The 15656-nt window shown below is 36.6% G+C and carries 11 protein-coding genes; all 11 read left to right on the top strand.

The annotated features are described in order from the left end of the window. Nucleotides 1-354: 354 nt before the first annotated feature. A complete protein-coding gene (gene araD, locus LD272_RS13910; protein ID WP_226037219.1) occupies nucleotides 355-1044 on the top strand; it encodes an L-ribulose-5-phosphate 4-epimerase in 690 nt (229 codons plus the stop codon). A gap of 147 nt (nucleotides 1045-1191) precedes the next feature. Continuing rightward, complete coding sequence (araA, locus tag LD272_RS13905; protein ID WP_226037218.1) at nucleotides 1192-2676, top strand: L-arabinose isomerase; 1485 nt, start codon at nucleotides 1192-1194, stop codon at nucleotides 2674-2676. A gap of 155 nt (nucleotides 2677-2831) precedes the next feature. Beyond that, nucleotides 2832-3950 carry a GntR family transcriptional regulator gene (locus LD272_RS13900; RefSeq protein WP_226037217.1) on the top strand — a complete coding sequence of 373 codons (1119 nt, stop codon included), beginning with the start codon at nucleotides 2832-2834 and terminating at the stop codon, nucleotides 3948-3950. A gap of 467 nt (nucleotides 3951-4417) precedes the next feature. After that, the gene (arfA, locus tag LD272_RS13895) at nucleotides 4418-5926 is read left to right on the top strand and encodes an arabinosylfuranosidase ArfA (protein WP_226037216.1); all 1509 of its coding nucleotides are present in this window, start codon (nucleotides 4418-4420) and stop codon (nucleotides 5924-5926) included. 103 nt (nucleotides 5927-6029) lie between these two features. Then, complete coding sequence (locus LD272_RS13890; RefSeq protein ID WP_226037215.1) at nucleotides 6030-6974, top strand: carbohydrate ABC transporter permease; 945 nt, start codon at nucleotides 6030-6032, stop codon at nucleotides 6972-6974. Continuing rightward, on the top strand, nucleotides 6975-7820 hold the full coding sequence (locus tag LD272_RS13885; protein WP_226037214.1) for a carbohydrate ABC transporter permease: 846 nt from the start codon (nucleotides 6975-6977) through the stop codon (nucleotides 7818-7820). Between the two features lie 131 nt (nucleotides 7821-7951). Further along, on the top strand, nucleotides 7952-8575 hold the full coding sequence (locus tag LD272_RS13880) for a YesL family protein (protein ID WP_226037213.1): 624 nt from the start codon (nucleotides 7952-7954) through the stop codon (nucleotides 8573-8575). A 940-nt stretch (nucleotides 8576-9515) separates the two neighbouring features. Then, complete coding sequence (locus tag LD272_RS13875) at nucleotides 9516-11000, top strand: alpha-N-arabinofuranosidase (protein WP_226037212.1); 1485 nt, start codon at nucleotides 9516-9518, stop codon at nucleotides 10998-11000. A 104-nt stretch (nucleotides 11001-11104) separates the two neighbouring features. Then, on the top strand, nucleotides 11105-12328 hold the full coding sequence (locus tag LD272_RS13870) for a sn-glycerol-1-phosphate dehydrogenase (RefSeq protein ID WP_226037211.1): 1224 nt from the start codon (nucleotides 11105-11107) through the stop codon (nucleotides 12326-12328). Between the two features lie 12 nt (nucleotides 12329-12340). Further along, on the top strand, nucleotides 12341-13594 hold the full coding sequence (locus LD272_RS13865; protein ID WP_369413983.1) for a family 43 glycosylhydrolase: 1254 nt from the start codon (nucleotides 12341-12343) through the stop codon (nucleotides 13592-13594). A gap of 111 nt (nucleotides 13595-13705) precedes the next feature. Next, nucleotides 13706-15625, top strand: a complete 1920-nt coding sequence (locus LD272_RS13860) for a glycoside hydrolase family 127 protein (protein ID WP_226037210.1) — start codon at nucleotides 13706-13708, stop codon at nucleotides 15623-15625. The last annotated feature ends 31 nt before the right edge of the window (nucleotides 15626-15656 follow it).

The following is a 15656-nucleotide window of genomic DNA, read 5'->3' as shown; positions in this document are numbered from 1 at the left end:
AAATGAAAGCGTTGACATTTTAGGTTACCTTTGCTAAATTAATGTAACTGCTAGCATAGAATAACACTAAAATAGTGCCCAAATTAAAATTTGTTACTATCAGTAAACTTGTATGGAATTTTTTCAAATACAATATAAAACCAACGAATTAATTGCTAGTGAATGATTAAAATAAATAGGTAGAATTAGACTTAAATAGGGGTTAACTAGGTATTTAATGATTGTTTTTGAAATGAATATATAAAAAAGCATACTTACTTATTGAATGTACGTACAAATTGTATTAATATAAAATTAAATAAAATTAATATACGTACAAGAATAAATAGAAAAAAAGAAAGGTGTGATTACTTAATGTTGGAAGAATTAAAAAAACAAGTTCTAGAAGCCAACTTAGCTCTTCCGAATCATGGTTTAGTAACTTTCACTTGGGGAAATGTAAGCGGTTTTGACAAGGAATCAGGTTTAGTGGTTATCAAGCCGAGTGGCGTTAATTATGAAGAATTAACAGTAGATAAGTTAGTGGTGCTAGATTTAAATGGGAATATTGTTGAGGGGAAGTTAAAGCCTTCATCTGACACGGCAACGCATCTAGTGCTATATAAAAAATTTCCTGGTATAGGGGGGATTGTACATACACATTCACCGTGGGCAACAAGTTGGGCGCAGGCAGGTAAACCAATACCTGCACTAGGCACGACACAAGCAGATTACTTTTATGGTGAAGTACCTTGTACTAGAAGAATGACAGAATTAGAGATTCAAGGTGAGTATGAATTAGAAACTGGAAATGTAATTGTTGAGACATTCAATAATATTAATCCTCATGAAATCCCTAGTGTGCTTGTTCATAGTCACGCTCCGTTTAATTGGGGAAAGAATGCTAGTGAAGCGGTTCATAATGCTGTTGTGTTAGAAGAAGTAGCGAAGATGGCTTTACGCACGTACCAAATAAATCCGGAAGCTCCGCCAATGGATCAAGCGTTATTGGATAAACACTACTTGAGAAAACATGGCTCAAATGCTTATTATGGACAAAAATAAATTGAATTAGATTAATTATGGAACAAAATTAGGCCAAACTGTTGTGGTTTCACTCGCGTAATGAAGCCTCGAAAAAAATCTGAAGTGAATTAATTGATCTTAACTATCAGTCTAAAAAACTAGTCTAATATCATAGGAGGAAAATATATGTTATCGATAAAGCCTTATGAATTTTGGTTTGTAACTGGAAGTCAGCACTTGTATGGTGATGATACTTTAAAAGAGGTTGAAGACCACTCAAGAGAAATTGTTGAAGGGTTGAACCAAGCTGGAGATTATTCTTATAAGATAGTGTTTAAGTCGGTTTTAACAACAGCGAAAGACATTAGAAAGCTTAGCTTACAGGCGAACTTGGATGACAATTGTGCAGGATTAATCACTTGGATGCACACATTCTCTCCTTCAAAAATGTGGATATCAGGACTTGGCTCACTCCAAAAGCCGTTAATGCATTTGCATACCCAATATAACCGTGACATTCCTTGGGGAGAAATAGATATGGACTTTATGAACCTGAATCAATCAGCTCATGGAGACCGTGAATATGGATTTATTGGTACGCGTATGAATATCCCGCGTAGAGTAATCGTTGGTCATTGGCAAAATCAAGATGTGTTAACCAAGGTTGGAAACTGGATGAGCACAGCTGTAGCATTCACAGAAGGCACGAACATCCGTGTTGCGCGCTTCGGTGACAACATGAGAAATGTTGCTGTAACAGATGGAGATAAAGTAGAAGCTCAAATCAAACTAGGTTGGACAGTAGACTACTATGGTATTGGTGACTTAGTTGAAGAGATGAATAAACTCAAAGACAAAGAAGTTGAAGACTTATTTGAGGAATACACTAGCTTATACGATTTACCGGCTGAGGCATCTGAAGCTGGACCTGTACGAGACTCGATTCTCGAACAAGCTCGTATTGAACTAGGTTTAAAATCCTTTTTATCAGAACGAGGCTATAATGCCTTTACAACAAATTTTGAAGACCTACACGGAATGAAACAGCTACCTGGTCTTGCTGCACAACGTTTGATGGCAGAGGGCTATGGTTTTGCTGGTGAAGGTGATTGGCGAACTGCGGCATTGCTTCGCATGATGAAGGTGATTGCTAAAAACGAAGGTACTTCATTTATGGAAGATTATACGTATCATTTGGAGCCAGGCAATGAAATGGTACTTGGTTCACATATGCTTGAAATTTGTCCAACAGTTTCAGCGACCAAGCCTAAAATTGTTGTGAATCCGCTTGGTATCGGTGGGAAAGAAGATCCAGCTCGTTTAGTGTTTGATGGTAGAGGTGGAGATGCACTTAATGCTTCATTGGTCGAAATGGGTGGTAGATTCCGTCTTGTAATAAACGAAGTGAAGGCAGAACAACCAAAAATCGAAACGCCAAATCTACCTGTAGCCAAAGTTTTGTGGAAACCAGAGCCATCATTAAGTGAGGCTACTGAGTCATGGATTTATGCTGGTGGAGCACACCATACCGTCTTCTCTTTTTCGGTAACTACAGAACAACTTAGCGATTTTGCCGAGATGGCTCAGATTGAATGTGTTGTTATTGATAAGGATACAAACACAAGACAGTTCAGGAATGAATTGAAATGGAATGAAGCTGTTTGGAGATAGGTTAATAAAAATAACACAGAGAATTACAAAACGTAAAACTCTGTGTTATTTTTTTAACATAAATAGTGAAGTTACAGGTAAGAGTGATATAATTAAGGATGAAAAATGATACGAACAAATCCATCAAGTCAAGAGATTATAGTTGAGGTGTTAACATGCAAACAAAATATAATATTGTGAAACAAGCAATTAAATCTAAAATTTTAGATGGAACTTTCCAACCACATCAAAAAATTAATTCCGAAAGTCAATTAATGAAACAATTTGAAGTTAGTAGGCATACTGTCCGACTTGCTATAGGTGATCTTGTTAATCAAGGGTGGTTATACCGGGAACAAGGTGCCGGTACCTTTTGTGCTGACAGGACAAAAGAAGAAGGGAGTTTAACCGGAGTCAACCAAAAAAACATTGCAATCATTACTACTTATATTTCTGATTATATCTTTCCTTCGATTATTCGAGGGGCAGAGTCTTACCTGAGTGAACATGGATACAATGTAAGTTTGTTTAGTACTAATAATGATCACGAAAATGAAAAACGGTTCCTAGAGACGATTTTAACACAACACTTTGATGGTGTGATTATTGAACCTACAAAGAGCGCACTGTCAAATCCAAATATAAATTATTATTTGAATTTGGAGCGCCATAATATTCCTTATATTATGATTAACTCCTATTACGATGAATTAGAACCGTTAAGTATTGTGCTAGATGATGAAAAGGGAGGATTCACTCAGACAGAACACCTTATTAATCTTGGACACAAAAATATACTTGGATTTTTTAAAACGGATGACATACAAGGAACTAGACGAATGAAAGGATATATTAAAGCTCATCGTTCACACGGACTTTCAATTAATCCAACTAATATAGTGACATATAATACTAGCGAAAAACACATAAAACCTGTACAAGAATTAAGAAAGATGATCGAGCTTTTTAATGGTGACAAGCCAACAGCAATCGTGTGCTATAATGATGAACTTGCCATTAAGCTACTTGATGTGTTACGTGAAAAAAACTTAAAAATTCCAAACGATATTTCTGTAGTCGGATTTGATAATTCATTTTTAGCTAAAGTATCAGAAGTTAAGCTAACTACTGTCGAGCATCCACAAAGCGAAATGGGTAAAACCGCAGCGCAAATGATCCTTAATTTGATTAAAGACCAGAATGGTAATACGAGGAAGACAAATGAAAAAGTAGAGTCGGTAGTATTCGATCCTGAATTAATTACCAGAAGTTCCACCAAAAAGTTAAACGAATAATGAGAATATAATTAATTTAAGTTGAACTCCAAAGAAATCATTAAACAGGATGCGAGCAGTTACTGGCATCCTTTCGTAAATAACTCATTAAATTAGCTATAACACCAAAGTGAAAATATAGGTTCAAAAAATGACAGCGTTAACAAAAAACATATTGAAAAAGTCTTCAATGTTATATATAATCGAATTATTAATACTTATACGTACGATTGATTAATTCAACATGTATTACCATCATATGTTCGTACAATGCATTTTTCTTAGTTAGTGTAATTTTGAATTTCACAAAATTAGGAGAATTATAGCTAGCTTCAAGCTATGGTCAATGTGAAATTATTTTTTTAAATCAATTTGAAAGCGGATACAAAAAGGTGCTTGCAGTAGAAAATCCTAAGTTCAAAGTTCAATCTGCAGAAAACTAAGTCTAATTTTTATAATTTTCAATAATTAAAAGGAGTGTTTTTGAAATGGCAAAATTAGAAGGAAAAATGGTATTGGACAAAAGCTATCAAATTGCTAAAGTGGATGAGAGGATTTATGGATCCTTTATTGAGCACTTAGGTCGTGCTGTTTATGGAGGTTTATATGAGCCGGGCCATCCCGAAGCTGATGAACAAGGTTTTCGTAAGGATGTTATCGAGTTAGTTAAAGAACTTCAAGTGCCGATCGTAAGGTACCCTGGTGGAAATATGGTTTCTGCTTACAACTGGGAAGATGGAGTGGGTCCAAAAAAGGATCGTCCGAAACGGTTAGAACTTGCGTGGAGAACGATAGAAACAAATGAAATAGGTACAAATGAATTTGCTGATTGGGCCAAAAAAGTAGGTTCTGAAGTGATGATGGCAGTAAATCTAGGAACTAGAGGAATTGATGCTGCAAGAAATTTATTGGAATATACGAATCACCCAAGTGGAACTTATTGGAGTGACCTAAGAAGATCACATGGTTATGAAACTCCTCATAATATTAAAACGTGGTGTCTTGGTAACGAAATGGACGGACCGTGGCAAGTTGGTCACAAGACACCCTATGAATATGGAAGAATAGCAAAGGAAACTGGAAAAGCTATGAAATTAGTAGATCCAACGATAGAATTAGTAGCTTGCGGTAGTTCGAACACAGCGATGCCGACTTTCCCTGAATACGAAGCAACTACATTAGATATTGCATATGAGGAAGTCGATTACATCTCGCTTCATCAGTATTATGGTAATTATACAAATGACTCGGCTAACTATTTGGCTAACAACATGGATATGGATCACTTTATTAAAACAGTCATTTCGACTTGTGATTATATTAAGGCGAAACACCGCAGTAAAAAGTCTATTAACCTTAGTTTTGATGAATGGAACGTCTGGTATCATTCAAAAGATTCCGATAAGAAAATCGAGCCTTGGACTGTAGCACCTCCTCAATTAGAGGATCAATACAACTTTGAGGATGCACTTTTGGTTGGTAGTATGCTAATTACTTTCTTGCAGCACGCCGATCGAGTGAAGATGGCTTGTCTTGCTCAACTAGTTAACGTAATTGCCCCAATTATGACTGAAAATAATGGTCGTTCTTGGAAACAAACAATTTTCTACCCATACATGCATACTTCTGTATATGGAAGAGGCATATCACTTAAAACAGTTCTTTCTTCTCCAAAGTATGACAGTAAGGATTTCACTGACGTTCCATACATTGACAGCGCTGCTGTTTACAATGAAGAAAAAGAAGAGGTTACCATCTTCATGGTTAACAAAAACTTAGAAGAGGCTATTACGGTATCAACTGATGCGAGAAGCTTTGAAGGTTATCGTTTAGTAGAACATATTGTGCTTGAAAATGATAATCTAAAAGCAGTTAACACAGCTACCAGTCAAGCGGTGGCCCCACATGGTAACGGTGAATCGACTTTCGACAATGGAATATTAGAGGCGAGACTAACAAAAACCTCTTGGAATGTGATTCGCTTGAAAAAATCATGAACTTAGAAGTGCTTAATAATAACTTGTAACAATATATTGTACATAAGGGTAGGTGAATCTCCTGCCCCTTATGTTAAAAAGCAATTCCTAAGGAGGGGTTTTTATGTTAGAAACATCCAAAGAAACAGGACGAGCGCTTTCGCCTGCTAAAGGTCCTAATAAGTTCATGAAATTTCTAAACTCTAGGAGTGTAGCGCCATATGTGTTCATCTCACCGTTTATCATTTCATTTTTAGTTCTCTCTTTTTATCCAACAATTAGAGCAATAATAATGAGTTTCCAGAGTATTTTACCCGGTCAAATCGAGTTTATCGGAATGAGCAACTATTCAAGAATTTCAAATCCAACTTTTTATAAAGCGCTATCAAATACGACGATTTATGTTATTTTAACTGTAGTTATTTTGGTAGTAGTTCCTATTATATTATCGGTTCTTTTAGATTCTAAATTTGTAAAATTTAAAACGATATTCCGAGCTTCACTGTTTGTTCCTGCGTTAGCTTCAACAATCGTTGCAGGTATGGTTTTCCGATTAATGTTCGGGGAAACGGATACAGCAGCTGCTAACCAGATTCTCAATTGGTTAGGATTACAATCTGTGGAGTGGAGATATAATGCATGGTCAGGAATGTTTTTAATGGTTTTACTTGCTTGTTGGAAATGGATGGGTGTAAATATATTATATTTCCTTGCAGCATTACAAAATGTTCCAAAGGAACTATATGAAGCAGCCGAAATTGACGGGGCAACTATGTTTAAAAAATTCTTATTTGTTACACTTCCATTTCTTAAACCGGTTACGATTTTTGTTGTTACGATTTCAATTATTAATGGTTTTAGGATGTTTGAGGAAAGTTTCGTATTTTGGGAAGCGGGCTCACCAGGTAATATTGGTTTAACTGTAGTTGGTTATATTTATCAACAAGGTATTCAACAAAATGACATGGGATTTGGTGCAGCAATAGGTGTTGTTTTAATGTTAATTATTTTTGTGGTTAGTTTTATTCAGTTGATTCTGACCGGAGCCTTCAAAAAGGGGGACGAATAGATGAAGAAAAACACGAATCGAAATCCTGTATTAAGATGGATAGCCAATATAAGTTTTACAATTATTTGTTTGATAGCTCTATTCCCGATTTTAAGTTTGCTGCTTTCGTCTTTTAGGCCGTCATCAGAGTTAATGCGTAATGGGATTAGTTTAGTCTTTGATCCGAGCACACTTAACCTTGATAACTACACGTATATATTTACACAGGCAGAACAATATTGGGGTTGGTATGGCAATAGTTTAGTAATAACGGCAGTTACGATAGTTCTATCGCTGTTTTTCTCATCGATGGTTGGTTATGCATTAGCAGTATATGATTTTAGAGGAAGAAACTTTTTCTTCCTTCTAGTATTATTTATATTAATGGTTCCGTTTGAAATTTTAATGCTACCATTATACCAATTAATGATAAGCTTGCAATTAATTAATACTTATACGGCTGTTGTTCTACCAATGGTTGTAGCACCAATTGCTGTCTTTTTCTTTAGACAGTATGCAATAGGTCTGCCTAAAGAACTGATGGATGCAGCTAGAATTGATGGTTCTACTGAATACGGTATATTCTTCAAGATAATGTTACCACTTATGGCTCCGTCGCTTGCGGCGATGGCGATTTTACAAGGATTAGGAGCATGGAATAACTTCCTGTGGCCATTACTGGTTTTAAGATCCAATGATATGTTTACATTGCCAATTGGTTTAGCTACATTATTAACACCTTATGGTAATAACTATGATGTGTTAATTGCCGGATCTGTAATGACAATCATCCCTGTAATTATTTTGTTCATCTTTTTCCAGCGGTTCTTTGTTGCTGGACTAACAGTAGGTGGTGTAAAAGGTTAATAGAAAACTAGCTAGTAGATAACCGTGATTTACAAGTTAGGGGTATTTAAAATGAGTTACTAACCCCTGCCTAATTAGATGAGGGCGGGGGATTACTTGTCTTCAATGGAAGTAAAGAGGTGTTTGGCATCATGAAAGGTAAACAGATAGTAACATCACTTGATCTTATTTTACAGTGGATAATGCGATTGGCGTTTGTTAATGTACTCTGGATTTTATTTTCTTTAATGGGTTTTGTAATAGGGGGCGTCTTTCCAGCTACAGTGGCAGCTCTTGGTGTGTCCAGAAAATGGATTATGGGTCAACACGATATTAAGATATGGAGGACTTTCAAACAGATATACCGTCAAGAATTCATTGGTGCGAATAAACTAGGTTGGCTCTTATCTGTAATTGGAGGCTTGCTTTATCTGAACTATCGGGTAATTATAAATTCGGCGGAGGATATATTTTTTATTATTCCATTTGCTTTTTATCTGCTACTCTTTTTCTATATCATTGTGGTCATTTGGTCATTTCCATTACTTACGCATTATCAGGCTTCAATAGTTCAACATATTAAAAACGCAATAATTATTGGATTAACTAAGATTCACTATACTATTGTTAGTGGCTTTGTTATTGTTCTGACAATGTATCTTTCGTTAAGTTATCCAGGAATTATTCCGTTTTTTTCGTTTAGTATTGTTTCTCTTTTGTGTATGTGGTTCTCTATGCAAATATTCTCCAAAGTGGATAACACCTCGGCTGGATAGAGTAAGACCTTAATACACCACATTTGGGACATAATCTTCACTTTTTATGTCCATTTTGGTTGCCTTTTAGTACTTTCTATTTCAAGGAAGATTACTTGACGAACATGTTTGTGATTTTAAATATTAATAATATACGTATGAATTTTAAAAATATGGTAAAAACACGTCCGTATAAGTTTGGTGTATAAGATTTTTTTGAAGCGTTTTAAATTTTGGTAATAGTTGTAAACGCTTTATTTTTTTCGCCAAGGCAAATTAATTCAATAGGATACAGTTGGATTCGAGTAGATGAAAATAAGACAAGCTTGATTTCTGTGATCTTGAACTAACAAGATGAAAGTCTATACCAGAACTTTTATTTTTAGACTACTTTCTAAAGGGATGAGACTGCGGCTACTCGTCTCACCTAAAATATTTGTTGCTATTTTGAATATTGATTCTTAACCAGTGATTTTCGATAGACTACGACGTAACTGCTGAGTTAATTTCCATTTATATTCTTTATAAGATGAGTGCTATGTCAGCGCTGCGGCAATACACTTCGCTTTCCGCGGGTGGCTGCTGAGCCTCCTCGTGCTTCGCACTGCGGGGTCTCATCTATGCCTTTCCTCCCGCAGGAGTCTTCGTGTATTTCCTCCGCTTTTAAAGTGGTTTGTCAATTGAAATCTCTTGATTGATTTACACAATAACTAGTTGTTTGGAGCAGAGGGCAGTCGACTCCTGCGGGAAAAGCAACAAAGCTCTTCGTGCGACGAGTAACCGCAGGAGCAGCTGAAAATCCCACAGGAAGCGGTTTTCTTCCGAGGAAGTTGAAGCGTTGCCCGCGGAAAGCGACTGTCCGGAGCGGAAATCAACATAGCAGTTACGTCGCATTTTCTATCAACTCCGAAGATTTAAAAGTAAAGAACCTATATTTGTAAATGCCAGAGGAGGAATTGAAATGGGAAACAAAGTAATTATTAATGGAGATGTAACACAAGGAATAATTAATAAAAATATATATGGTCATTTCGCAGAGCACTTAGGTAGATGTATCTACGAAGGAATCTGGGTTGGAGAAGATTCACCAATTCCAAATACAAAAGGAATCAGAAATGATGTACTAAAAGCCTTAAAGGAAGTTAATATTCCAGTTCTTCGATGGCCGGGTGGTTGTTTTGCTGATGAATACCATTGGAAAGATGGTGTTGGCCCTCACGAAGATAGGAAGCGTATGGTAAATACACACTGGGGTGGCGTTGTAGAGAATAATCACTTTGGCACACATGAGTTTATGTTGTTGTGTGAATTGTTAGAAACTGAGCCATATATTTGCGGAAATGTTGGTAGTGGCACTGTCCAAGAAATGTCAGAATGGGTTGAATACATGACATTTAACGGAGAATCACCTATGGCTAAGTGGAGAGAAGAAAATGGCCAAGAAGAATCATGGGCCCTTAAGTATTTTGGTGTTGGTAATGAGAACTGGGGTTGTGGTGGTAACATGCGCCCAGAGTACTATGCAGATTTATATCGTCGCTTTCAAACATACGTCCGCAACTATGGCGATAACAAGATTTATAAAATTGCCGGTGGTGCTAATGTTGATGACTATAATTGGACTGAAGTTTTAATGCGTGAAGCGGCCCCTCTAATGGATGGTTTAAGTTTACACTATTATACAGTTCCGGGTGACTTCTGGTTAGGTAAAGGGTCTGCGACGAATTTCACAGAGGATGAATGGGCAATTACGATGCAGAAGGCACTTCATATTGATACGTTAATAACCAAACACGGTACGATTATGGATAACTATGATCCAGAAAAACGTGTAGGTATGATTGTAGATGAGTGGGGTACTTGGTTTGATGTAGAGCCTGGAACAAACCCAGGATTCCTTTATCAACAAAATACGATAAGAGATGCTTTAGTTGCAGGTATTTCTCTTAATATCTTTAATGATCATTGTGATCGAGTTCAAATGGCTAACATTGCTCAAACAGTTAACGTATTACAAGCGATGGTTCTTACAGACAATGATAAAATGATTTTAACTCCTACTTATCATGTATTTGAAATGTACAAAGTACACCAAGATGCAGAAAAATTAGCAATTGACATAGATGTTGATTCAATCCAAAGTGGCGATTATTCATTCCCGCAAGTTAGTGCATCTGCTTCAAAAGCGAAGGATGGGTCAATCAATATCAGTCTATGTAATCTGGACAAAGATAAAGAAGCGGCGTTTGATATGGATTTACGTGGCATTAATCTAAAAGAAGTATCGGGACGAATTCTTTCAGCTAATGAAATGAATGCACGTAATACCTTTGAAGAACCTGAAAATGTAAAACCTGGTGAATTTACAGGTTTTGAGGCTAAAAGAAACGTACTTGATATTAAACTTCCACCAATGTCTGTAGTGGTGTTAAATATAACAGAGTAATAGATTTGTGTGGAGGTTTTGTCGGGAGATTGCTATCTCCCGATATTTTTAATATTTCTAAGTCCCTAAAATGTACTGAATTTCCTTTGGAGGGATGGGGTTATATGAATATCGAAAAAGAGATTGCGACATTAGCAAAACAGGTTGAGGCAAAAGACGTCAGTTTTCCAGATATAACAGTTAAAAACGGAGCATTAAAATTAGTTCCTTCTTACTTAAATTCTAAAAAAATAAAAAAAGCAATCCTAGTTGTCGATGATAATACAAATGAAGTTGCGGGAAAACAACTGGATACAATGCTGAGTGAAACGAATATTGAAACAAAACTTATAAAGTTAAAACCAAATAAACACGGTCAAGTGATTGCAGATGAGCAGATACTTGTTCAACTATTAGTGGCAACACCGGAAGATGCGGATATACTGATTGCGGTTGGCTCTGGCACTATTCATGATGTTGTTCGATTTGTTGGTCATAAAATGGGAAAACCTTTTGTATCTGTTCCAACCGCCGCTTCTGTAGATGGCTTTACTTCAAAAGGAGCTCCATTAATCCTTGGAGGAATGAAGCAAACAATCCAAACAGCATCCCCAATAGCTGTATTTGCTGACATAGATATTTTAAAAGCTGCTCCTAGAGAAATGACTGCCGCTGGATTTGGTGACATATTAGGAAAATACACATCCTTGCTTGATTGGAATATTTCCAACTTAGTTGGAAATGAACCATACAATCGATTGGCGGAAGCGATGACAAGAGAATGCTTGGAAGAATGTGTGAAGAATGTAGATAGCATCTCAAATGGCGACGATGAAGGAATCAAGATATTAATACGGGCTTTAATTGATTCTGGATTAATAATGCTAGTGCTTGATTTTTCAAGGCCAGCATCGGGTGCAGAACACCATTTGTCTCATTTTTGGGAAATGGATCTTTTAAAAAGTGATTCAAAGCAACTACTACATGGCGCGAAGGTTGGTGTGACAACCGCGATTATAGTGGAATTATATAAAAAACTACAGCAGCAATTGGATATTAACACACTAGATGATGATTCGTTGCATAAAGAACAGTTAATTAAACATTGGGATAAAATAACTGGTTTTATTGAAGAACTTCCAAGTCCAGACGAAATAAAAGCGCTGTTAAAAAAAGTTGGGGGACCGCAAACTCATGATGATTTAGGCATTCCTATTTCCTTAGTAGAAGAAAGTTTAAATGAAGCTTTTAAATTAAGAGATCGTTGCACAGGCTTGTTGCTAATTAATGAATTGAAAAAAAATCTATTAACGTATCCTTTAGAAACATTAGCGATTAATGGTAAGTAAGTTGTATGTTCGATGAAACTACTTATCAGCTCGCTTCTAGTAATTATTGTTGCGGTAGCATTTAATCTACTTGTTGTAAATAATAACAAAGAGGATGATTCAGCAATGGAAATAAAAGTAGTTAACGAACTTGAAATAGAGACAAGCATTGGCACAAAGCCGAATTTACCTGAAACGGTAACAGTGGAGTTTATTAATGGTATAGATGCTAATTTGAATGTTACATGGGATCAAATAGTCTCTGAACAGCTAAATACACCTGGATCTTTTCAATTAGAAGGAAAAATAGAGCATAAGGAATATCCAAGTCCATTAATTGAGCAAAGAGCGGATCCGTACATTTATAAGCATACTGACGGATATTATTATTTCACTGGTTCATATCCGGAATATGACCGGATTGTGCTACGCAGAGCAAAGACAATAGCAGGTCTTACCGATGCGCCTGAAACAGTAATTTGGGAAAGACACGAATCAGGGATTATGTCGGAACATATTTGGGCACCAGAGCTTCATTATATTGACGGTAAGTGGTATATCTACTTTGCTGCTGGTGAAAAAGATGATGTTTGGGAGATACGTCCATATGTATTGGAAACAGATACGGACAACCCACTTGAAGGAAACTGGATTGAGAAAGGTCAAATAAATACTGAATTTCAGAGTTTTTCATTAGATGCGACCACATTTGAAAATAGAGGTAAAAGGTATTTAGTCTGGGCTCAAAAGGTAGATAACGATACAATATCTAATTTATATATTGCCCAAATGAGCAATCCGTGGACGATTAAAGAACAAATATTATTAGCGACACCAGAATATAAGTGGGAACAAGCTGGATTTTATGTAAATGAAGGTCCGGCAATGATTAATAGAAATGGCAAGGTTTTTATTGCTTATTCCGCTAGTGCGACAGATGACCGTTATGTAATGGGATTATTAACTGCTTCTGAAGATAGTGATTTATTAGATCAGGCAAGCTGGACTAAAACGAAAGAACCGGTTTTTGTTTCAAGTGAAGAAACAAGTGAATATGGTCCTGGGCATAATAGCTTTACAGTTGCTGAAGATGGAAAAACAGATCTTTTAGTTTACCATGCTCGTCCATATAAAGAGATAGAAGGGAATCCACTTTACGATCACAATCGTCATGCTAGAGTTCAACGTTTATTTTGGAATAATGACGGAACACCTTACTTCGGGGTTCCGGGGCAAAAAGTCGATACATCGACCAAGAAGGCACTTATTACAATTACTGTTAAATAAACAACCCAATACCCGGCTTTTAACTAACGCACACCTAGAATACATCATGAAGGGATACTCTTTTTGATGTATTTTTTTCCGAAATAAAATTTAAAATGAGGTGAAGGACTTATGAGAAGCATTGAAAAAGTTAAAGTTACCGATGAATTTTGGCGCACGTATATGAAAGTTGTAAGAGATGAGGTAATTCCTTATCAGTGGGATGCCTTAAATGATAAGTTACCGGACACTGAACCAAGTCATGCTATTGAAAATTTCAAGATTGCGGCTGGTGAATCAGGCGGAGAGTATTTTGGAATGGTTTTTCAGGATAGTGATGTGGCAAAATGGTTAGAGGCAGTTGCCTTTAGTTTGGAAAATGATCCCAACCCATCACTAGAAAAGATTGCGGATGAAGTGATTGATTTATTAGGAAGAGCACAGCAACCAGATGGTTATTTAAATACTTATTATATAGTGAAAGAGCCAGGATTGAGGTGGACGAATCTCCGAGACAACCATGAAATGTATTGTGCGGGTCATTTGATGGAAGCGGCTGTTGCTTATTATAACGTAACAGGTAAAAGAAAATTCCTTGATATAATGTGTAAATTTGCAGATCATATAGTTGAGATGTTTGGAAGTGAAAATGAAAAGCAACAAGGGTATCCAGGGCATCCGGAAATCGAGCTTGCTTTAGTAAAGCTATATTCTGTCACGGGAGAAAACAGATATCTACAATTAAGCAAATTTTTTATTGATCAACGTGGTCAAAAGCCAAATTACTTTGATTTAGAAAAAGAAGAGCGCGGGGATACAAAGCCATTTTGGTTTAATGGTAGCCAGACGTACCACCAGGGCCATCTTCCGGTCAGAGAACAAGATAAAGCAGTGGGACATTCGGTTAGAGCCATCTATTTATATATTGCCATGGCAGACATTGCTGAAAAAACGAATGACGCTTCTTTAAAAGAAGTTTGTGATACCTTATGGGATAACGTGACAAAACAACAAATGTATATTACTGCTGGAGTTGGTTCGAGTGAATTTGGAGAGTCATTTTCATTTGATTACGATCTTCCTAATGACTTGTCTTACACAGAGACTTGTGCTTCGATTGCCTTAGTATTTTGGGCAAAGCGAATGCTAAACTTAGAGGTTAATAGTAAGTATGCCGATATTATGGAACGTGCCCTTTACAATGGAACGATAAGTGGAATGGATTTAGATGGCAAGAAATTTTTCTACGTGAATCCATTAGAAGTATGGCCAGTTGCTACCACTCGACATGAGAAGAGACATGTAAAACCTGTTAGGCAGAAATGGTTTACCTGTGCATGTTGTCCGCCCAACCTTGCCAGAATGATTTCATCCATCGGGCATTATATATACTCACAGGGAGAAAGTGAATTATTTGTTCATTTATATGTAGGAAGTCAAACAAATGTGGATATAAAAGGTGAATCCGTTACGATCGTACAAGAAACTGACTATCCGTGGGATGAGAAAGTATCTCTAACAATATCACCAGAAAACGAGAGTAAGTTTTCAGTTGCCTTACGAATTCCTAATTGGTGTAAGGCGCCAGAGTTAAAAGTGAACGGTGAAGTTATTGATGTCGAAACTGTTGTTAATAATGGTTATGCTTATCTAAACAGATCATGGAAAAAGGGAGATAAGATTGAGTTGTTACTCCCTATGGCAATTGAACAAGTACGAGCAAATCCTAAAGTGCGAGAAAACGCAGGGAAAGTTGCCCTACAAAGAGGCCCGATTGTTTACTGTTTAGAAGAAGTTGATAATGGAAAGAATCTTCCGAGTATAAGTCTACCTAGGGATTCAAAGCTTCAAGCACATAAGGAACCAAGTACACTTGGAGGAATAGTGACTATTTCTGGTTCAGCATTAAGGGTTGATCAATCAAGTTGGACGGACGAGTTATACAGTACAAGGGAACATGAAAAATCTCCAATACAATTTAAAGCAATTCCATACTATGCTTGGTGTAATCGAACACCTGGAGAAATGCTAGTCTGGATTACTGAAGACTGATAATCTTGAAAAAAACCCATGCTCTGTGAGT

Source organism: Aquibacillus saliphilus (assembly GCF_020404745.1).
Taxonomy (GTDB): domain Bacteria; phylum Bacillota; class Bacilli; order Bacillales; family Amphibacillaceae; genus Aquibacillus; species Aquibacillus saliphilus.
This window is presented reverse-complemented; position numbering and strand designations above follow the sequence as displayed.